The 22,445-nt window shown below is 43.0% G+C and carries 16 protein-coding genes; 7 read left to right on the top strand and 9 right to left on the bottom strand.

All coding sequences use genetic code 11. From position 1 onward, the window contains the following. Positions 1-28: 28 nt before the first annotated feature. Positions 29-490: an NfeD family protein gene (locus IEY42_RS06890; RefSeq protein WP_188924571.1), complete on the bottom strand. Its 462-nt coding sequence runs from the start codon at positions 488-490 to the stop codon at positions 29-31. Positions 491-866: 376 nt separating this feature from the next. Here IEY42_RS06890 and IEY42_RS06895 point away from each other — a divergent pair, with 376 nt between their 5' ends. Beyond that, complete coding sequence (locus IEY42_RS06895; RefSeq protein WP_188924572.1) at positions 867-1,619, top strand: outer membrane protein OmpK; 753 nt, start codon at positions 867-869, stop codon at positions 1,617-1,619. Between the two features lie 76 nt (positions 1,620-1,695). Here the strand turns inward: IEY42_RS06895 and udp are convergent, their stop codons facing one another. After that, positions 1,696-2,451 carry a uridine phosphorylase gene (udp, locus tag IEY42_RS06900; RefSeq protein ID WP_188924573.1) on the bottom strand — a complete coding sequence of 252 codons (756 nt, stop codon included), beginning with the start codon at positions 2,449-2,451 and terminating at the stop codon, positions 1,696-1,698. 314 nt (positions 2,452-2,765) lie between these two features. Beyond that, complete coding sequence (locus IEY42_RS06905) at positions 2,766-3,941, bottom strand: type III PLP-dependent enzyme (protein ID WP_188924574.1); 1,176 nt, start codon at positions 3,939-3,941, stop codon at positions 2,766-2,768. 303 nt (positions 3,942-4,244) lie between these two features. Here IEY42_RS06905 and IEY42_RS06910 point away from each other — a divergent pair, with 303 nt between their 5' ends. Both IEY42_RS06910 and IEY42_RS06915 read left to right on the top strand, forming a co-directional pair. Further along, the gene (locus tag IEY42_RS06910; RefSeq protein WP_188924575.1) at positions 4,245-4,430 is read left to right on the top strand and encodes a hypothetical protein; all 186 of its coding nucleotides are present in this window, start codon (positions 4,245-4,247) and stop codon (positions 4,428-4,430) included. Positions 4,431-4,705: 275 nt separating this feature from the next. After that, on the top strand, positions 4,706-4,963 hold the full coding sequence (locus IEY42_RS06915) for a hypothetical protein (RefSeq protein WP_188924576.1): 258 nt from the start codon (positions 4,706-4,708) through the stop codon (positions 4,961-4,963). 72 nt (positions 4,964-5,035) lie between these two features. On the opposite strand, the gene IEY42_RS06920 is transcribed toward IEY42_RS06915, so the two are convergent. After that, positions 5,036-5,695, bottom strand: a complete 660-nt coding sequence (locus tag IEY42_RS06920; RefSeq protein WP_188924577.1) for a thiopurine S-methyltransferase — start codon at positions 5,693-5,695, stop codon at positions 5,036-5,038. A 67-nt stretch (positions 5,696-5,762) separates the two neighbouring features. Beyond that, on the bottom strand, positions 5,763-6,110 hold the full coding sequence (locus IEY42_RS06925; RefSeq protein WP_188918240.1) for a hypothetical protein: 348 nt from the start codon (positions 6,108-6,110) through the stop codon (positions 5,763-5,765). Positions 6,111-6,282: 172 nt separating this feature from the next. Between IEY42_RS06925 and IEY42_RS06930 the strand changes: the two genes are divergently transcribed. After that, positions 6,283-8,109 (top strand): protein kinase domain-containing protein, encoded by a 1,827-nt coding sequence (locus IEY42_RS06930; protein WP_188924578.1) that lies wholly within the window; start codon positions 6,283-6,285, stop codon positions 8,107-8,109. A 61-nt stretch (positions 8,110-8,170) separates the two neighbouring features. Here IEY42_RS06930 and IEY42_RS06935 read toward each other — a convergent pair whose 3' ends face one another. The 3 genes from IEY42_RS06935 to IEY42_RS06945 all read right to left on the bottom strand — a co-directional run bounded on the left by IEY42_RS06935 (position 8,171) and on the right by IEY42_RS06945 (position 15,973). Continuing rightward, positions 8,171-10,567 carry a zinc-dependent metalloprotease gene (locus tag IEY42_RS06935; RefSeq protein WP_188924579.1) on the bottom strand — a complete coding sequence of 799 codons (2,397 nt, stop codon included), beginning with the start codon at positions 10,565-10,567 and terminating at the stop codon, positions 8,171-8,173. A 49-nt stretch (positions 10,568-10,616) separates the two neighbouring features. Further along, positions 10,617-14,327, bottom strand: a complete 3,711-nt coding sequence (locus tag IEY42_RS06940) for a response regulator (protein ID WP_188924580.1) — start codon at positions 14,325-14,327, stop codon at positions 10,617-10,619. A gap of 251 nt (positions 14,328-14,578) precedes the next feature. Then, positions 14,579-15,973, bottom strand: coding sequence for a PhoH family protein (locus IEY42_RS06945; protein ID WP_188924581.1), 1,395 nt, complete (start codon positions 15,971-15,973; stop codon positions 14,579-14,581). Positions 15,974-16,322: 349 nt separating this feature from the next. On the opposite strand from IEY42_RS06945, the gene rapA reads away from it, so the two are divergent. Both rapA and IEY42_RS06955 read left to right on the top strand, forming a co-directional pair. Beyond that, positions 16,323-19,229: an RNA polymerase-associated protein RapA gene (rapA, locus tag IEY42_RS06950; protein WP_188924582.1), complete on the top strand. Its 2,907-nt coding sequence runs from the start codon at positions 16,323-16,325 to the stop codon at positions 19,227-19,229. A gap of 87 nt (positions 19,230-19,316) precedes the next feature. Beyond that, on the top strand, positions 19,317-20,189 hold the full coding sequence (locus IEY42_RS06955) for a DUF3530 family protein (RefSeq protein WP_229779954.1): 873 nt from the start codon (positions 19,317-19,319) through the stop codon (positions 20,187-20,189). A 38-nt stretch (positions 20,190-20,227) separates the two neighbouring features. Here the strand turns inward: IEY42_RS06955 and IEY42_RS06960 are convergent, their stop codons facing one another. After that, positions 20,228-21,034 carry a crotonase/enoyl-CoA hydratase family protein gene (locus IEY42_RS06960; protein WP_188924583.1) on the bottom strand — a complete coding sequence of 269 codons (807 nt, stop codon included), beginning with the start codon at positions 21,032-21,034 and terminating at the stop codon, positions 20,228-20,230. A 412-nt stretch (positions 21,035-21,446) separates the two neighbouring features. On the opposite strand from IEY42_RS06960, the gene IEY42_RS06965 reads away from it, so the two are divergent. Continuing rightward, positions 21,447-22,442: a response regulator gene (locus IEY42_RS06965; RefSeq protein ID WP_188924584.1), complete on the top strand. Its 996-nt coding sequence runs from the start codon at positions 21,447-21,449 to the stop codon at positions 22,440-22,442. Positions 22,443-22,445 lie beyond the last annotated feature (3 nt).

Here is a 22,445-nt window from a genome sequence, read left to right on the forward strand (position 1 = left end):
GGTTTACGCTTCCCTAACCCCTGTAAACCTATATTGAGTCGATAATGGGTTCAACCACAAAACCGATGTTATCGCGGCATATAATTCTCACTTTAGTACCGACTTTAATTTCTGTTCCATCACCCAACGCAACCCAATCTGAACCAAAACAATGGATTCTGCCTGTTTGTTGCCCTGGGCCAATGGCTTCTTTTACGGTGGCGACTTGATTGTATAAATCGACTTCTTCATCGGTATTAGCGACATGGGAATCACCCCCGACCAAACGTTGCGTTACGTGCCTAAAGCTCAGTAACAACACCATTGAAGCCATAAACCAAAGCGTCATGCTTTGCACAAAACCTTCAATGATCCCCAGCGCTAACGCTGAAGCAACAATCACACAGGCTGCGCCAAGTAAAATGACGATGCCTCCCGGAACAATAATTTCCGACAGCATTAATAACAGCCCTAGCACGAGCCAAACCGCAATCGGATTAGAAAGCTCCATAAATCCTCCTCATAAAATGAGCATGCCTTGTATTCACTATATCAGCTGGTTTTTATTAATGCGACATATTATGTCAAATATTCATTACGCATAGTGTAAACGGCTCATCAACATTCAGTAACATAACAGTATCAACCAGTTATCCCAAGGTTTGATGTCACATCATGATAAGCAGAATTTCAAAAAGAGACTTTTCGGCAAACAAAACACTGAAACCTCACGATTTATCATTGTTTTTATTGTGCTCATTATCAATTTTGAATATATTGCGCCCCATTGTGCACAATCTAGAATAATACCCGCTAAATTTAGTTCTCGATTGATGTAAAATTTGCCATACAGATGCATTACAACTGACTTTATAACCGGACTTAAAATGAAAAAAATCTGCTTTTTAGCTGCATTAATTGCCTCACCGACTGTTTTAGCCAATGATGTAATCCAATGGTGGGATGCCAGTGCAACCGTATTACACGGTGATGACTATGACTTGGCACCATCAGACAGACAAACCACCATCACATTAGAAGTTGCCGGCGGTTGGACTTACGGTGATGGGTTTATTTTTCACGATTTTATCAACTTTAATGGCAACAATGGTGGTGACGATAACAGCCATTATGGTGAAATTTCACCGCGTTTTAGTGCCAGTAAAATACTTGGTGAGCCAGTTGAGTTTGGTGCGATTAAGGATATGTCTATTGCCTTAACTTACGAGCACGGTGATGGCCCTGTTGAAAGCATGCTGTACGGTGTCGGTGTCGATTTTGACATGCCATTTTTCAGCTACTTACAACTGAACACTTATCGTCGTGATGCAATCAGCAACGGCAACATCAGCGATGGTTGGCAGTTTACTCCTGTCTTTAGAATCGACATGCCTATCGGCAATGCCAATATTATTATTGACGGCTATATTGATTGGGTATTTATTGCTGACAACAACGGCTACGATGAAAACCTGCACTTTAATCCACAGATTAAATACGATTTAGGCAAAAGCTTATTTGGCGAGCACAAACAAAATAAATTGCTCGTGGGTTTTGAGTACGATTACTGGCAGAGCAAGTACGGTGTTAATGGTGTTGACCAAAATACTTACTCAATTATCGCCCAATATCATTTCTAATTAGCAAAAATGAATCAACAAAAAAGGTGCCGATGCACCTTTTTTTATTGATTTACGATAACACCTGCAAAGGAAATTAAAGTAGTTTTTTCGCTGCTGCAACAACAATAGATACCGCACTAACTTCGGTTTTCTTCATTGTAGCTTCATCAGGAATTTCTTGCTGTGTACGGTTTACAATTACACCCGCAACGCATGCTGCGCGCCAACCTTGAGTTGCACACATAGTGAATAACGTTGCTGATTCCATTTCATAGTTCAGCACGCCCATTGACTGCCACTCTTTCATAGAGCCAACATAACGCTGAGTGATTCGACCTGAAACAGTATCGTAACGCTCCTGACCCGGATAGAAAGTATCAGAAGATGCGGTAATACCAATATGTGGTTCTAAACCTGCGTCACGACATGCTGCAACCATAGCCGTTGTACAAGTAAAATCTGCTGCTGCAGGAAACTCAAGTGGAGCAAAATGTAAGCTAGCACCATCTAAACGGACTGAAGCTTGAGTCACAATCACATCACCAACATTAACATGCGGTTGAATTGCGCCTGTAGTACCAACGCGTAAGAAAGTTGTCACACCCAGCTGTGCTAACTCTTCTACTGCGATAGAGGTTGAAGGACCACCAATACCAGTTGAACACACAACCACTGGCTTACCATCGATGTAAGCTAAGTAACTAGTGTATTCACGATGGCTAGCAAGGAATGTTGCGTTGTCCATTAGCTCCGCAATACGCTTAACACGTTCTGGATCACCAGGAACGATTGCCAAGGTTGCACCATCTAACATTTTTTTGGTTAATCCTAAGTGAAATACATCGGACATTTTGAAAACCCCTTTCATTTTTGAATATTAAATTCTTATATCCCAGACTTTAACCTAGTCTTTAGGAGGATAAGGTTAACTTGATCACATATAAATTCATAATAGTTAATATTGTTTCGTTAAAATATTACCAATATATGACCTATTCCCACCAAATACATGTACTTGAGCATAGTTGAAAGCCGTTAAAAACAACAAATGATTTATCTATTTTAAAAAGCATTAACGTGATTTACATCAAGTTAACGTCAACTTGCTAAAACCGAGAAACAAAAAAGGACGCTAAGCGTCCTTTTTGACTCAAGGTAATCTGATTACAGATAATAGTCTTTTAACGGTGGGAAGCCATTAAAACACACTGCGGAATAAGTGGTGGTATAAGCTCCAGCAGTTAACCAATACATACGATCGCCAATGGCTAAATCGGTTGGTAAACCATAACTGTAATGCTCATACATAATGTCAGCACTATCACAGGTTGGGCCGGCAATAACACACTTATCTAGCTCACCCTTACGTTCAGTATAGATAGGGAACTTAATCGCTTCGTCCATGGTTTCAATTAACCCTGAAAACTTACCGACATCGGTAAATACCCAACGCTCGAGTGCGGTATGTGATTTACGAGAAATCAACACCACCTCAGACACCAATACCCCTGCATTCGAAATTAATGAACGTCCAGGTTCTAAAATGATTTCAGGTAACTCATCACCAAAATCTTCTTCTAAAAAGTGCTTAATCTGCTGTGCGTAAACACCTAGTTCATTGGTTTTATCCATATAGTTGGCAGGGAAACCACCACCTAAGTTGATCATCTTCAGTACAATGCCGTGTTCTTCTTTTAAACGGTCATAAATACTTTTGACTTTACCAATGGCTGAGTCCCACGCACCAATATCACGCTGCTGTGAACCCACATGGAACGAAATACCGTGTGGCTGTAGGCCAAGCTCTTTTGCCAATACCAATAAATCGTAAGCCATTTCATTTTGGCAACCAAACTTACGTGATAAAGGCCAATCTGCCGTATGTGTGCCTTCAGTTAAAATACGCACATACACTTTGGCGCCCGGAGCTTCTTCAGCAATCATACGTAAATCGGCTTCTGAGTCAGAGGCAAACATGCGTACTCCTTGCTCATAAAAAGAGCGTACATCAACGCGCTTTTTAATGGTGTTACCGTAACTGACTCGATCGGTTGATACGCCAATAGAAGTCACCATTTCAAGTTCATAGATTGAGGCGATATCAAAGTTCGAGCCTTTGTCACGCAGCAAAGTCAAAATCTCTTTGGCCGGATTTGCCTTAACCGCATAATAAACGTTTGCGAAAGGAAAATTCTTAACCATGTCATCGTATTGTTTCGCAATGATTTGGGTGTCAATAACTACAAATGGCGTTGGCTTATCTTTAGCAAATGCCTCAATGCGGTCAAACGTGTCCTTGTCATAATAATCTGCAACATCAATCGATTGAAATTGGCTCATTAGGCCAGTGCCTCCTGTTAGTTGGGCAATATATAGTGCGTTTTGGGGTTTGTAAAAACATGCGCAGTAAACGATATTTTCACCCAATACGCAACGAATTTTTATGCACAAATTATAATTTTTTATTCCCAGAAAATATCATTAAAACTCAATGACCTATTTAACCCTTGTGCCAACAGCATGCCGAGTTTAATCACGTGTAAAGTATAGATGCTATTTAATAAAAAGAGCCTAAAACTCGCAATGTGTTGCCATATCACTTTTAGCCGTTTACCCATCACCCACTTTAACGCAGGTGGATCAATGGATTTTGTTTCATTGAAGTTTGATGAGGTAAGAACTTCGTTTGCAGCGATAAAACGGCAACGATCAAGCTCAGTGGTAGGTTATATACTCAATGGAAAAATACTTAAAATAGAATATTTAACCGTTCAAAAAACCGATCGGCTAAATGCATTTGCAACCTCAATCGTTGAAATTAGCATTTAGCAGAACCTGAAGCTTAAATGCTTAAATGCTTAAAATCTCTAAAAATATCATTACTTATGGGATATTAAGCATATTTTTGGCAAAAAGTGCGATTTTTTATGCAAAACAAGCTTAAAGAACTATCATTCTAAAGTTTTATTGCTATAGTAACCTTTGTGAATTTACAAATTAACGTTTGTAAATATTCAACCTTGGGCTCGTTAAGCTAAAACCTAATGAGGTAAATAACTTAGCTACGTTTTTCTGCAATCCAGATAACTTAGGTGAAAAGGATTATGACTCAGGTCGCATATCAAATTAACGATCGTCGTAACACGGAAGTACTAAAACATGATGAACACTGGGATTTAACGACAGCAGATCAAAAACTCGCATTGTATGATTTGCATCGATTTGGATATCGCCTACTGTTTGTTCGCAACATGCTCACCGGGCCTGTGGCCGTGATTAGTCAACAAGACGATATCGCTGCGATTTATGCCGATGGTGAAGTAGACCTTCGCCCAAAAATTACCCTGCGCGAATACCACTAAGCAGTTGCAACAAATAAAAAAACCTACGATTACTTTATCGTAGGTTTTTTTGTGTCTTGCTGTTTGTCATCGTTACGCTTTACGCGTCAGCTTATATACCGCTTCATTTAACCAAGGCACCTGCTTATTAACAAAGCGAGGGTTATCGGCAAGCACATCGGTACACTCGAGTAATTCAACGGTAAAATAGGGGGCTAAATGAGTTTCAACCCAATCTGGGCTGACAGCAAACGGTGGGCCCTTTAAGGTATCTTGTGGGTAGTCTAGAGTAATCAGCAAACCGCTCACATTCGCGGGGATAAGTCTTGCTAAGGCAACCGCATATTGTTGACGCATCGCTTCTGGCCAGGCAATCAATGCGGCGCGATCATAAAAACCACCAATATCAGCGGTTAACGATTCTGGTAATGTAAAAATATCGCCCTGATAAATTCTAACTTCGTCTGCACAAAAAACATTATGCTCTGCGATTTGCTCGACCAGGCAAGGTAAGTCGTTTTCGTTAAAAAACTGTTCAACCGCTAATGGATTTAATTCACAGCCCAATACGCCATGGCGAAGTTCAGCCAAATAACACATGTCTAGCGATTTACCGCACAATGGTACAAACACATTGCTGGTTTCTGTTATTGCCAAACCTGGCCAGTATTTAACAAGAAACGGGTTAACCTGTTGTTGATGAAAACCAATTTGTTGTAATTGCCATTTTTGATGCCAAAAGCTCGGTTCCATGATGCTCTCTTTAGTCTATTAACCAATATTGCAGGCTACTTTAAAGACTAAAAAAAACAGATGCAACTTATGCCTTGCCATCCAAGGTCGATTGCACTTGTCTTAACCAGCGGCAATTTTCACACTGACATTTACGGCGCGACATATGATGAGGGCTCAAATTAGAATCAATAAAATCTACGGCTATCAACAATTGCTGTTTAAGCTCTTCAACAGATTTCATTTCTAATGCGACCATTTCATCATTATGATTAATCCATAGGCACTCTTCACCTTGATGGCAGGTAATGCATTCTTCATCACTGTGGTTAAAAAACACAGCATGAGGGCAATGAGTCACTTCCATCGATTGTAAAATTCGAGAGCGAGGAAAATGAAATAGCGGAATAAGTTGTGCTTTATCAATATTAGGCATAGCAACCTCTGCTAAAAGCGTTAAGTGATCTTATTGTTAATACTACCGAGTGTTGATTGATTTTGATTTGACGTAGGTCAAGGTTTACATATCGTATTTTTTTAGATAGGAAGCACTTGCCGCACGAGGGTTAATCAAGGTTTAATGGAGAGATAATTAAAAAGGGGTTACCTTGCAAACACCAGAGCTACAGCACTTTTACATTAACGAAGAGCAGTCTATTTACTTACTGAGTGCCAATGATGCGCGTAAACATAAAGCGTGGGTTCGCTTGTGTAAGCAACAGCTCAGTAAGCTGGGATATCAGCAAATCGAATTTATTGGTAAAGGGGCTTACGGTTTTGTATTTGCCGGCATTAACGAATACGGTCAGTCTCATGTGTTTAAGTTTTCACGAGTTAACTTACCGCAAAGTGTTCAAGATAGGCTCGAAGAAGAAGCCTATATGCTCAGCCAGGTTAAACACCCAAATGTACCTAGTGCCATCAAGTTTGAGCGTGTCGGCAAGCAAGGTATTCTCGTTATGGAGCGAGCGCACGGTGAAGATTTAGATAAAATCTGCCTGCGTATAGGCGCATTACCGCCGGTGATGGTAGTGAGCATTGCAAGGCAATTAGCCAATATTTTGTATTATTTACGCAAAGGCAAACCGCTGGTACACGGCGATATTAAGCCATCAAATTTAGTGTATGACATCGAAACAGACAAACTGTCGTTAATCGATTGGGGCTCAGCAGTTTTTGCCCAGCGCGATGAACATAACCGTGCGGTAGATGATAATGTCATGTCGTTGTTATCTAGCGACCAACAACACACCAATGCACGCATGGGCGATGTGTATTTTATTGGTGAAGAACAACTCAGTGGCGCATTATCAACCCCAAGGTTTGACGAACAAGGTGCAGCTGCAACCTTATACGCATTGGCGTCTGGACAAATTAGTCGCTTTGGCACAAAGGTTATTCCAGCCACCAGCATTGGTTTACCCATCGAACTAGCCAAAACCTTAGATGCAATGCTGGGCGATGACGAAGCGCGACGCAGACAGGCTGGTGATTACTTTTTAACAAGCCTGCGCCATAGCCATCACATGCATCTACCCATTTTACCAGAACCACCACTAGTTCCCGACATTCCACTGTGGGCACAGCCTCGCTCAAAAACAGTTGAAACGGTCAGTTACAGCTCGCGTAAATCATTTTTAAAGGAACACAATAACCAAGACCCCGTAGCAAAAATGGACGACGTACAATTAGAAAAATATTATCGCAACTTTATGGTGGGCATGGCAGATACCGAAAAAGGCTTTATTGCCGCACTCAGTCGGCTAGCACAATACCCTATCGTGGGCGGGCTGGTGATCCACTGGCAAGAAACCGGGGTGTTTATCGACTCAAACTTGGCCTTTTATGACCCTGATTGCAAAGCCCCATTGACCCTAGCGGTGAATAACATGGTGACTATGGCTCGAGGAATTAAACGCATTGGGGTGTTTAAAGCTTGTTTTTTTAACGCCAAAGACACCTTGCATTTAGAGCGAAAAAGTACCGAACATGAATACATCATCACTGGTGAATTACAGTTACCTTTTGAAGTCGGCGATGTGCCAACCTTAGAGGATAAATCTAGGCTTCATTCATACTTTGAAGACGGCAAAGATCCTGAAGAAAACCTCGAATTACCGCCTGAAATTATGACCGAACTTGGCTGGTTAAACCAAATACATCACACCGGGTGTATCATTTTTGAAGCACTGCCTAACCATTTAAAAATCCACAGCTATTTACGCTTACTTAACCCTCGTAAACAAGCAGCATTTAGGGCGTGTCTTGACCGTATTATTTCCCATGCCAATAAAATCCAGGGTCATGGTATTTCTGGCTTTATGAAGCTACCATACCGAAACACCCGCCAATTTAGCCATTTAGATCGTAAAGCCGATCGCTTTTATCCTAAAAACCCCAAAGCCTTTGATCGACACGAGCCATCGCAATCATAAAAAACGCGATCATAACGATCGCGTTTTATCTCTATCTTTAAGTTAAGACTATCGCTACAGACTAAATCGGCGACCCCGGAGGCATGGCCACAGGCTTGCTAATCAAGGTAAACTCTGGCTGCTCTAAACCTTTCATAATGCCTTTATATAACCAGTCATAATGGGCCGATTGATAATCACTACCACGGTTACTGCGGCGTTTTAACTGTTTAACAATATAGTCAAAGCGTGCGGCTAACTGAGCCTTTACTTCAGGGGTCGTTTTTACATCACGATAGGCTGCTAACATGGCATCGACCACCACAGTATTGACGCGCATTTGGACGACAAGCTCAGAGCCGTTAGGTAAATCTTGATATAAACTGGCCGCGGCAAGCTTATCAATCAGTTTAACTACCGACAGTTGAGAACTGTCTTCCATGTAAGCCTGATTAACACGATTTAAACGTTCAGGCGTTAATATCACCCTGACAATATGGCGGCTTAACATTTCAGCCATGGTGGCCGGATCGCTAATCACACCAAGGTTTGAGCCAAAGCTTTCGCGCGTTTTGCGGTAGTTACCCGCTTTAGGCACTAGAGCTTGCACCACATTGGTGGGGATAACGAGGCTTCGGCTTTGCAAACTGCTAAGCAGTGTATCTAAAGCGGCAAGTTGCATTTTGGGAGGAAGATAACTCCAGCGTACACCAGAGCCCACTTGTTGATAGCTATAATCAGCACCGCCAATCCATTTTGCGGCGGCTTCTATCTGATAACGGGTCAGTAAATAAATAGGTACAAATACATCTGCCAGTTCGCCTTTAGGATCGGTGGCCAATAACGCATCTGAATTAAACTCAGCAATGGCTTTAAGACGCACGGTTTCTAGGCGCTGTAACTCAGCAACGGCATCGTTACCTCTATCCCATAAGCTCGCATATGCGTGGCTTGCACTCGCTTGACGAGAGTCCGCCTCGCCAATATACCGAAAACCACCCTCTAATGTGGACGCTAATAAACTGTCCGTTTGAGTAGGCGAGCCATAACCATAGGCAATGGTGTATTTGTCCCATTCGCCAATACCTTCACGGTAAGGCTGGCTAATATCAATCTGGTCACGTTCAATGCTGGCGTATGGATGAGGGTAATCCATTACAGAAGCATCGTTATTAGTTGATGCGGCAAAGTTATGAGCTAACCCAAGCGTGTGACCAATCTCATGCGCTGCTAGCTGTCTAATGCGTGCCAGCGATAATGCCATTGCGGCCTCACTGGCGGCTTGACGGTCGGGCCAACCTGCGGTTAATCCGCGGGCGATGAGATGATCTTGGCGTACTCGTAAACTGCCTAGCGTCACATTGCCTTTAATGATTTCTCCGGTGCGCGGATCGGTCACCGCTGCACCATATGACCAACCGCGCGTTGCACGGTGCACCCATTGGATCATGTTATAACGCACATCTTGTGGATCTGCGCCTTCAGGCAATAGTTCCACTTTAAAACCATCAATAAAACCTGCTGCAGTGAATGCATCTTGCCACCAACGCGCTCCCGCTAATAGAGCACCACGGATAGGCTCTGGTGCGCCTGGGTCAACATAGTACACAATCGGTTCAACAACCTGACTTGGAGTATCACCTGGGGTGACTTTTTGTAAACGGTGTTTAAGTAAGTGGCGTTTTACGTGTGGCTGGTCAACGGCGGCAGAATAATCGATATATTGATCCGACAGATAACCACTCATTGGGTGATAGCTTCGCGGTTCAAAACCTTCATCAGGAAGTTGCACAAATGAATAACGCAAACGTACAGATAAAAACTTTGCATCGGGAGTCACTTCGGTAACCTGTTTGCCTGCCTTGCTGGTGTTGAAAGTTAAATTAACGTCAACATCGGCATTGCGCTCAAACGATTTAATCCCTTCAGGCAAAATAACTGAACGCTCTGGGTCTAAGCGATATTGGCCTTGTTTTCGTGCTTCAAGTACGTCGGCAACACCGTGTAAATCATTAATCACTAGGTCATTAATAGCCACGATGGCTTTTTTGCCTTCAACTAATTTACCTCGCCACAAAATGGACTCAGCAAAGGCTTGAGTAACGGCTTGTTGTTCAGCAACATTATCGCTTGAGGCACGATAATCGGTATTAAGCTGCTTGAGGATTAAATAAGGCCCATGTTGCTCAAACTGCACCATGCGTGTCAGCCCTAATTGGCCTCGGTCTAACCCAATATCATTAGAACCCACACCATGGGGTAAGCTGGTAAGCATTAAAAAAGGCTGATTGAGTTTGTTGGCCTCAAGATACAACTGACCCGCTTTGGCATCATAAAACAGGTTAATAAAACCTTCGGAAGTTTGTGCCTGTTTGATAATTTTTTGCGCTGGATCGCTAGCGGCAACCGCAGCGTCTGAAAGGAATGTTGCTGGCGCGATGGCCAGCAAAAGTGCCAATGGAATACTGCGGCGGATCATAAATTTTCTCCCTGTCGTGTTTATCCTGCTTTTATTAATTGAGTTTCTGCTAATCGTTTTTATGATTATTTTTATAGGTTATCCAATGCGATAACGTTTCAAATAGCTCAGTTAATACTATGGGTTTAGTAATGTGTGCATTCATACCTGCACCAAGGCTTTTTTCGCGGTCACCCGACATGGCATGGGCAGTCATCGCGATAATAGGCATTTGCTCTTTGGTATATCGCTTGCGCAGCTCTATTGAGGCGGTTAACCCATCCATCACGGGCATTTGAATATCCATCAATACCGCATCAAACGGCTGAGAATCTATCACATCAAGCGCAACCTGGCCGTTATCGGCAATGACCACTTCATAACCTGCGCTTTTAAGCAGTTCAGAGGCCACTTGCTGGTTAATAAAGTTATCTTCGACTAATAAAATTAATCCAGAGTCTTTACTAGGCTCGTCTGCTTTAGCCACTGGCATAGCATTGAGCTTCGGCTCTTTAGCAAAAGCACTGATAATTTCGTCAAATAAATCAGAGGCTTTAAATGGCTTTTGTAACACAGCATACACAGTATCTTTAGCCAGTTCAGCATCCAAAGGCTCAGCAGCATACGCCGTCATCAAAATAATAACCGGGCGCTTGGCTATCTCGCCTTTACTCACCATATCATCTAATGCGCTAATCACATCGCTGCCATTCATTTCTGGCATTATCCAGTCAAGCAGTAGCAAATCAATAGGCTTTTTACGCAAAATATCTAAGGCTTTTTGGCCGTTATCTGCAGTATCAACGCCAAAGCTGAAGTCTTTCATTAAGGTAGAATACATTTGCAATGCACTTGGATTGTCATCCACCACCAAGGTCATGAGATTATTTAACTGCTCTGGCACCACTAACGGCTCAATAACCTGCTCTTCTGCGATTTCAAAACTGATGGTAAAACTAAACGTACTGCCGACATTATTTTCAGACTCAACTTGCATGGTGCCGCCCATTATTGACACCAAATGCTTACTGATTGATAACCCTAATCCTGTGCCGCCATATTTGCGAGTGGTGGAACCGTCGGCTTGTGAGAATGCATCAAATAACACGGCTTGCTGATCTTTATTGATCCCAATACCAGTATCACGCACCCAAAACTTCATGGTGATCCGATCATCACGCTCACCCACATCTTCACAACCGAGTTCAACCTCACCGGCTTGGGTAAACTTAACAGCATTGGACAATAAGTTAACTAATACCTGACCTAAACGCAGTGGGTCGCCATTTAAAATAAGCCCTGCGGTAACAGGGGCATAAAGTAATAATTCGACCCCCTTCTCTTGAGCTTTTATCGCATTGATATCAATAACATGGTCTAGTACTTCATCTAATGGGAACGCGACACGTTCTAATTCTAATTTACCGGCTTCAATCTTAGAGAAGTCTAAAATGTCGTTAATAATCCGCAGTAATGATTGCGCCGAGAATCCGGCTTTATTGAGATAATCTTGTTGTTGGGGGGTCAAATTTGTACGCTGCGCTAATTGCACCATACCAATAATGGCATTCATTGGCGTGCGAATTTCATGACTCATATTTGCCAAGAACTCACTCTTATACATATTGGCTAATTCAGCATCTTGCTTGGCTTCTAACAGGGCAACTTCATTACTCTTTTGTTTGGTAATATCTTTGTGAGTACCCAACATACGCTTACTGCGGCCACTATCGGTAAACTCAACCGCGCGTCCACGTGACAACACCCAATAATATTGCTTATTTTTACCCAGCATTCTGAATTCAATTTCATATGTGCCTTTTGGGTTTTCCACATAGTTATTACGGTATTGTTGTACTCGCTCACGATCGTCGGGATGACAAAGCTGATCAATCGAAGCTAATAATGGCGGAAACTCATGTGCTTGGTAGCCAAGCATCGAGTAAAACGCTGGGTTACAAATAATTTGTTCTGAATCGATATACCAATCCCACAATCCATCTTCTACCGCGTCCATCGCCAAATGATAGCGTTGCTCTGACATACGCAGTTGCTCTGCGGCATCATATTCTTTGGTAATGTCACGCCATACCGAAATTAACCCGAGCAAATCGCCGCGGCGGTTGTAAAACGGTAATTTAAAGGTGTCAAGTAATACTGGTTTTCCTTCAATATTAACTCGCTCTTGATAGCGCAATGAGTGTTGCTGCGCGAGCACTTTTTTGTCTTCTTCACGAATACGCTCACCCTGTTCTGGGCTCACGACTTCAGATGAGGTTAAGCCAATAATTTCGTTTTCGCTGTAACCTAGCATACGCTCTGCTGATTTATTACAGCCTAAGTATTTGCCTTCTTTGTCTTTAAACACAATGGCTTCTGGGATCGAGTCAATGAGCGATCGCAGTAAAGCATATTCACGTTCACGCCGCTCGGTGGTTTCGCGTAAACGTTGAGTACGCCTGGCTACTAAGTTATCTAAGCGTTTATTCTGCTCAGCTAAGTGATGCGTATATTGACGGTTTTCTTCAAAAATACGACTTACCAGTGCAAACCAAGGCTCCCAACCTTGAGTGATTTTTTCTGGCGGGCGAATGGGCTCTTGCGAACAGGCTTCAAGGTGAGTTAATAAGCGCGATGCTGGGCTCACAAACGCACGGCGAGTTTGCCAATGCACAATGGTTACTAGCAACGACAATGCTAATACCACCAGTAAAAAGCTCAGTTGTAACTTGTCCCATGAGTCTTTAAACAAGTCGTCTTCATCTTGTAAATACAGCAAGCGCCATGGCGCATTATGTAAGGCGACAGAGTGAATGTAGTAACCATTACGAATGATCCCTTCATGGGCATCAAACAGTTCAGATTCTGATAAGGAGTGCAGCGCCGCCGGAATACGTTGGCTGATGTGGAACACCTTGTTCATTTCATTAGAATCAAAATCACTGTGCGACAAAATATTGTTCTGTTGATCAAGCAAAATAACCGTACCAGGCATTTTAAAATAGGTGCGAATTTGCTTGTCTAATGACGACAAGGTCATGTCGAGGTTAATTGAACCTAAAAAATCATCCTGTAAATATACCGGTAAGCCTAAGGTGGTAATTAACCCTTGATGGGCCGAGTCGATATAGGCTTCGCTCCAAAACACGCTGCGTTGTGGGTTCATCGAAGGTGTAGAAAGCTGGAATTGTTTTTTGTTAAGAAGTTCCTCCCTAAAGCGCAGATCGTTATTTTCCCAAGGGTAAAATGACATCATTCGCCGTTTTGAAATATAGTAAATTGACGAGGCTTTTGGGGCGGCTTCTTTCGCTACAGGGAACGATAAAGACAATTCAAACAACATTTCAAGTTCTTGATAAAAGCTTTCAGAGCGCTCATTAAGCGACCCTGCACCGGTAATTCGGCCCATATTGGTAAAAGGCACATCACTTTTGCCGTAATTGGGCTCTAGGGTAAAATATTGACCATCCTCGTTAAATTTCTCATATTCTGGCAGCCTGTCTTTTCGTACAAACTCACCTAGGCGAAGGTGGTCAACCGCGACATCTCGCAAACTCTTAACCGCCCGAATACTCGACTCAAGTAATAAATCAATTTGCAACACATGCCGAGCAACTTGTTCTTCTCGTTGATAAATTTGTTGTTCTTTTTGGCGTTCAAACATCATGCCGGCCGACAACAAGGCCATAACAATCACCCCAATATAAGTGTAAAACACCGCTTGGTTATAATTGCGTTGAATAGGGGATTTTAGCTGTAAATCTGGCTCAGTCGGTTTCATTAACAACCCTTGATACAGCGGAAAATAACGCGCTGTCGAACGAATAGCACCAAAAAATAGGCAATAAAAAAACGAATGATTATGATATCAGGAAGACAAGCTCAAGCACATGTAATAATGATCTATTAATGACTTGTCCAACCTCAAAAACAACACTGTAATCATAGAATAAAATACAGATATTAAAAAATAAGGTTACCTAGACAACCTTATTTGTTTGTCGCTAAATGAATACACCACGACACAGCAGACTACAAATGCTCTTCCGCAAACTCCGCTAAGCGCGAACGAACCACGCCATTTAAGTAAATATTAGCACTGCCCTCAAAGTCTTTAAACCGCTCTACCATATAAGTTAATCCCGAGGTCACAGCGGTTAAATAGGTTGAGTCAATTTGCGCTAAGTTGCCGCTACAAATCAGCTTAGTTCCCTCACCCATTCGGGTAATCATGGTTTTAATTTGTGAGGCAGTCAGATTTTGACACTCATCTAAAATCACCACAGAATTTTGAATTGAACGCCCGCGCATAAAGTTTATCGACTTAAACTGAATATTGGCTTTTTCCATAATATAATTAACGCTGCCAGTGGGATTAACATCATTTTTATGCAGCACCTCAAGCGTGTCAGTAATCGCCGCTAACCAAGGTGCCATTTTTTCCTCTTCGGTACCCGGCAAAAAACCAATGGACTCGGCAATTTCTGGGGTATTGCGTGTCACAATCACCTTGTCATACATTTTGCGCTCAACCACTAATTCTAATGCGGCCGCCATGGCAAGTAAGGTTTTACCGCATCCCGCAGGCCCTGTAAGAATAATCAACTCAATGTCAGGATCAAGCAGTGCATCAAGCGCCATACCTTGATAAACGTTTTTAGGCTTTACCCCCCATGCTTCATGATGCAATAAACGATCGCGTCCGCGGTCAATAATCTCCAGATGTTTATCGGTTTTATTCGCAACTCGACCACAAAAATCTGAACTTTCATCAATAAGATATTGATTAAGGTAATAATGTTCATTAACTAAATGCTCAAGCGGCACCTGATGCACAGTGTGCCTCCCTTTACGATCTGTCGACACGTTGTCGACATTTTGCCAAAAGTCATCCGCAAACTGATAAAAGCCTTTGGCTAAAAAGCGAATATCGTCAATAAGTTGGTCAGTGCGATAATCTTCAACACGCTCAATACCGGCTCCTTTAGCCTTTAAGCGCATATTGATGTCTTTAGTGACAAGGACGACAGTTCGAGGTGAATGAATTTTTTGTAAATGCAGTGCGGTATTGATGATGCGGTTATCGTTATTGTCACCGGGAAGTGAGCCGATAATAAATTCAATTTGATGGTCAGGAAATATGGATAAATGGCCAGAGACTTCAGTGTGTTCTTCGCGGGTGGGGAGTGCAACGCCTTTTAAAATTTGCTCCGGTGTTGTCGGGCCGCCAAGAATATCCTCTAATGCTCGTATGGCGACTCGAGCATCGCGACTCACATCGCGCTTTCGGTCCTTAATACTGTCAAGTTCCTCTAACACAGTCATCGGGATAATTACGTCATGTTCTTTAAACGAATATATCGCTAAAGGTTCATGCAGTAACACGTTGGTATCCAGTACAAACAACTTTTTGTCGTTTAGTTCCATGGCGCCTCCAGTGTGCTCTCAATCAATTGATTTCAATGTATCGACTTAAACGCTTAACATAAAAGGATAATTTACTTCATTATTGAAAACAGGCAGCCATCTTTAGCATCCGACTCGCCTAAATCACTATGACATTGGCCACCCAATAACTCAATAAAATATTCACGCCCTTTACTCGTAAAAGGTCAGCAGCCCCTCCACACTATGACGTCAATATGACACTGAAATGTCAACTTGCACTAAAAACAACCAACTGGTAGATAAATCAATGCTAAAATTTCAATCTGGATGGGATTGGTTTAACATACGCCCCCTTTTTGTTTCCCCCGCTTCAAATAGAGAATTAAAGATGCCTTTTGCTTTAGGTCAACGCTGGATTAGTGATACCGAGTCGGAGCTCGGATTAGGAACCGTCGTTCAAATTGAAGGCCGCATGGTTACGCTGCTGTTCCCTGCCACTGGAGAAAACCGGATGTTTTCTCGTAGTGAAGCTCCCTTAACTCGGGTTATTTTTAACCCCGGTGACACCGTAGAAAGCGGTGAAGGCTGGAGTATCACCATCAATGAGGTTGAAGAAAAAAGCCAATTGGTGATTTATCACGGGATTCACAGTGAAACCCAAGAAATCGTCAGCCTACGCGAAACAATGCTGAGCCATAATATTCGTTTTAATAAGCCACAAGATCGTTTATTTGCAGGGCAAATCGATCGCTTAGAGCGTTTTGGTGTGCGTTACCAATGTCAGTTATTGCGTCATAAACTTGCCACTTCAGATTTACTGGGCCAGCAAGGACCACGTGTTGGCCTTATTGCCCACCAGCAGTGGATTGCCCACGAAGTCGGTCGTCGTTATGCGCCGCGTGTATTACTGGCCGATGAAGTCGGTTTAGGTAAAACCATTGAAGCTGGCCTGATTATTCATCAGCAGTTACTCACCGGTCGCGCTGAACGTATTTTAGTTATCGTGCCAGACACTCTGCGCCATCAGTGGTTAGTTGAAATGCTGCGCCGCTTTAACCTGCGCTTTTCAGTATTTGACGAAGACCGCTGTGTTGAAGCCTATGCCGACAATGACAACCCATTTTATACCGAACAGTTAATCATTTGCTCACTTGACCTACTGCGTAAGAAAAAGCGCCTAGAGCAAGCTTTAGACGCTGACTGGGACTTAATGGTTGTCGACGAAGCACATCATTTAGAATGGTCTGAAGACGCGCCAAGCCGTGCCTATCAAATCGTAGAAGCATTAAGTGAAGTGGTGCCAGGCGTATTGTTATTAACCGCAACGCCAGATCAGCTCGGCCATCAAAGCCACTTTGCGCGTTTGCGCCTGCTCGATCCGGATCGTTTTTATGATTACGACGCATTTTTAGCAGAAGAATCGAGCTATAAAGACGTGGCCGAAGCAGCTGAAGCATTAAGTAAAGACGCTAAGTTGCCCGACAGTGCGATTAACAGCTTAACCGAATTACTCAGCGAAAAAGACATTGAACCAAGCATTCGCTTAATTCAGGCAAAAGACGTTGATAGCGAGCTACAACAAGCCGCGCGCCAAGACTTATTACAAGAATTATTAGACCGTCACGGTACAGGCCGCGTGCTTTACCGTAACAGCCGCGCTTCGGTAAAGGGTTTCCCTACGCGTTTCTTTAATGCTTATCCGCAAAAGATGCCCGAGCAATATGTTACCGCAGAGCGGGTCAATGCCATGATGGGCAGCGCCAAAACTGCCCAGGCTAAAGCAGTACAGGCATTAAGCCCAGAAAAGCTTTATCAAGCCTTTGAAAACGACAGCGCCAGTTGGTGGAAATTTGATCCTCGCGTGGATTGGCTAATCGATTTCTTAAAAAATCATCGCAGCAAAAAAGTGCTGATTATTGCCAGCCAAGCTGAAACGGCATTAAGCCTTGAAGAAGCCTTACGCACCCGCGAAGGGATCCAGGCCACCGTATTCCACGAAGGTATGTCAATCATAGAGCGCGACAAAGCCGGTGCTTACTTTGCCCAAGAAGAAGGCGGTGCCCAGGCATTAATTTGTTCTGAAATCGGCTCTGAAGGACGTAACTTCCAGTTTGCGAGCCACCTTGTGTTGTTCGACTTGCCACTCAACCCTGACTTGCTTGAGCAACGTATTGGCCGTTTAGACCGTATCGGCCAGATTAATGACATTCAAATACATTTGCCGTACTTGAGTGACACAGCACAAGAGCGTTTAATGCGTTGGTATCACGAAGGTCTTAATGCATTTGAGTTAACTTGCCCAAGTGGTCATGTGCTATTTGGTGAGTTTGCCGACGAACTCATTGACGTACTTAGCAACGATGACGAAGATGCCATGGTGCAATTACTTAACCATACTCAGCATCGCTATAAAGAACTCAAGCATGCCATGGAGCAAGGCCGCGATAAGCTGCTAGAAATCAACTCACATGGTGGCGAGCGTGCTAATGCGTTAATTCAACGTTTGTCAGACAGCGACAACGACACCCACTTAATTGGTTCGGTTATTCGCTTATGGGATATTATTGGTGTTGATCAAGAAGATCGCGGTGAAAACTCGATTATTTTACGCCCAAGCGAGCACATGATGTTCCCGACATATCCTGGTTTATATGAAGACGGTGTAACAGTGACGTTTGACCGTAACACCGCCTTGTCGCGTGATGATATTGCGTTTATTTCGCAAGAACATCCGTTAGTGCAAACCGGCTTAGATTTAATCACAGGTTCAGAAACTGGTACCACTAGCGTCGCCATTCTTAAAAACAAAGCGCTACCAGCAGGCACATTGTTTTTAGAATTGATTTACATGGCAGATGCATCAGCCCCTAAATCTACTCAGCTTTACCGTTATTTACCGCCTACGCCTATCCGTATATTGCTAGACAAAAATGGCTTAAACATGTCCGATAAAGTCGACTATGCTAGCTTTGATAAGCAACTTAGCGCGGTTAACCGACACATTGCCAGTAAGTTGGTTAATGCATCACAGCCTATTTTGCACCCGTTATTTGCTAAAGGTGAAGAACACGCCAAGCAAGCGCTTAACGATTTAGTCTCGGATGCAAGGGCTAAAATGATCCAGCAATTGACCGGTGAGCTTGAACGACTTGAAGCCCTAAAAGCCGTTAACCCGAACATTCGCGAGGATGAGCTAGACTATATTCGCAATCAAATGGTCGAGTTAACTGACTACATGGACAATAGCCAGTTACAGCTTGATGCCATCCGTATGGTGTTAGTGAGCCATGTGTAACCCCTATTGCAATAGGGAATACATTTAGTACTTTGATAATGCCCTGTTTTCAGGGCATTATTGTTTTTATTTCACAGTGAGGTTTTAGTGCGCACAATACAATTTTGCCAATTAATGCTTATCGCAATCGGGTTGTGGGTTGTTGCCCCTGCGGTAACGGCGCAGCAAAAGTATGCCCACTTAAACGCCAATGAAATTAAATTTGTCACTATCGACGGTAAAAAAACCGAAATATTAGTCCGTTCGTGGGAGAGCAAAAAGCAATTTGGCTCAATGGTTATTATTGGTCCGTCAGATACCGATGCCGATGCCAACGGCTTGGTCAATTACTTGCGCACCCACATCAACACTCGCGGCTGGGCAAGTATTACTCTGACCCCAGCAAAAGGACTTTATCGCCCTAATTATGCCACCAAACCTGAAGATATAAGTAAAGCCGGAGAGGAGCAAATGACTCTAGGCACCAACAAAAGCACCCCAAAATACACGTCAGAACAATTACTCGAGCTGCGTAATTTTCAACAAGCGGCTCTCAGCGAGACCATTAATCAGCTTGGCTCAACATTAGGTTTATTTCCCGGTGCCAATATTTTAATTGCCATTGATGACAGTGCTGGCATGGTGACTAATTTGCTGTATGACAAAAAGATCCCTAATCCAGATGTGTTTGTGGTGGTTAATCCATATCGTGAATTCGAATATTTGATTGACCCCCAGAGTCAGCGAAAATCAATTGCAGAACAATTAGTGACCATGTCATTACCTATTCTAGATATTCAATCAGACGACGCACATCCGATTTCAATTATGGAAGCGCCCACTCGGCTCAACTATAATCAAGTCAAACCGCCACGTTATTACCGTCAATATCAAATGAGCTTAGATTTTAGCAACCAAAGCGGCTGGGAAGAGGCCCTTAATCAAATTGAAGGCTTTTCAAGAAGCGCTATCGGCCGCTAACTCGGGCTTAAAAAACCTATGCCATCACGGCCAAAGCGTTACCACCAAGACTGTCTTGATTGATAGTTTTTGTCTGGCTTTTTAGTTTGCCTTATCGCAGCAATAACGCGATTTTTACCCATTAATAAGCGAATTTGGCTCAAAGACTCTCGCGCTAATAAGCTCCTCACAGTGCCAGTCCAACTTTGGTTTATACTGCGCTTAATGGCAGCATTAGCATCTGGAGATGTCTGCATTATTTTTTGCGCTAAAACGAGTGCGGTTTCATATGGCGCATCGTTGATTTCACTAATAAGTCCAAGCTCAAGCGCTTGTGGCGCGGTCAAAATATCTGCGCTGTAAGTGAGCATTAAGGCTTTGTCTTTGGCTATGATTTGGCGCAATGCAACTAGCCCAGCCATGTCTGGCACCAGGCCCCACTTTGCCTCCATAATCGACAACTTACATTCAGGGCTGGCAATACGAATATCTGCACCTAAGGCTATTTGGGTACCACCGCCATAACAACAGCCCTGTAAAACGGCAATCACGGGGATGGGTAAACGCTGCCAACCAACAGACACTCGCTGGGCTAAATTGGCATTACCAGGTAACCATTTAAATAACAATTTAGCGGCTTTACTTGGCGAACTCGCCACACTCTTAACATCGAGTCCAGAACAGAAATTACCTTCAGCACCCGACAAAATAACGGCATTGACGCGTTTATCTTTTGCCAATTGTTTAATGACCTTATCTATCGCTTTAAACATCTCGTAACTGAGTGCATTAATTTTACTGGGGCGGTTTAAGAAGACATGGGCAATGCCTTGCTCAATATTAAGTGTGACTAAATCCGTTTCCATAAATAGTTTCCGTTTATCTGGTCTGTCCAGTTTTTAGGTTACCATATAAGACATTGCGCCTAGTAGGAATAATATTTATTGTCAAAATAGTTACATTGGTCAAATTATTGCCACAGTTTTACAGTGAAATGATATTGTTTGGGCAGAAATGATTTAGAATGAATTTCGGTGCAAGCTGTTGTTGCGGTTGTTAATCAGCTTTTTGATAAACCAAAATGAGAGCAAAAACACATTTTATGTTACAGAATTGTTTTTAATTATCCTTGGTCGCTATTTTTGTTAACAATTGCGTATAATAAACAATTAAACACAAAGTACTGTAAAACAGTCTTATAATAAAGATACGTCTCGTGTCGCTCACCGTTGATTTAATGAGTGTTTCCAAAAGACGAATTAAGGAACCCTTGGCACAATGACCATACCGATATTGATATGTGATGATTCAGCATTAGCCAGAAAACAAATGGCACGTACCCTTCCCAAAGATTGGGATGTAGAAATTAGCTACGCTGCAAATGGTGCCGAAGGCCTCGACGTTATCCGTGCGGGCAAAGGTGAAATCGTCTTTCTCGACCTTAACATGCCCGTCATGGACGGTTATGAAGTGCTCCAAGCGGTTCAACAACAAGATTTACCCGCATTAATTATTGTGGTCTCGGGCGACATTCAGATTAAAGCCCATGAACGAGTCAAAGCCTTAGGTGCACTCGACTTTATTCAAAAGCCCGTCAGTGCTGATGCCATCAGTAATATTTTACAAGAGTACGGCATCCTCACCCTGACTCAAGGCCAGCAAACCGAAGACACCCCAATGGTAAAAGTCGATATGCGCGATGCATGTCAAGAAATTGCCAACGTTGCCATGGGGCGTGCAGCAGACTTACTCGCCAAACTTCTTGATGTGTTTGTGTTACTCCCCATTCCTAATGTCAACGTGTTAGAAGTCAGTGAACTCACCATGGCATTAAAAGCCACCGAGCGCAGCTCTACAGTCTCAGGCTTATGCCAGGGCTTTATTGGCGCGGGCATTGCTGGGGAAGCATTATTACTGTTCCATGATTCGAGTTTCGAAGACATGGCCAAGCTAATGGGGTTAGAAAACCCAGATGACATTAATACCGAAATTGAAGTCATGATGGACACGGGTAACGTGCTGATTGGCGCCTTTTTAAATGGCATCTCAGAACAGCTTGATATGAAGTTCAGTCAGGCGCATCCCGTGGTACTTGGTAGGCATTGCAGTGTCAATGAACTGATCCACGACAATTCAGAAAAATGGCAGCGCACACTGGCAATGGAAATTAACTACCGCATTGAAGATTACAACATTCAATGCGACTTGTTACTGCTGTTTACTGAAGACTCAATCCCTACGCTTAACTACAAGCTTGGCTACCTACTCGACTAACGC

It is taken from the genome of Shewanella algicola, assembly GCF_014648035.1.
Classification (GTDB): domain Bacteria; phylum Pseudomonadota; class Gammaproteobacteria; order Enterobacterales; family Shewanellaceae; genus Shewanella; species Shewanella algicola.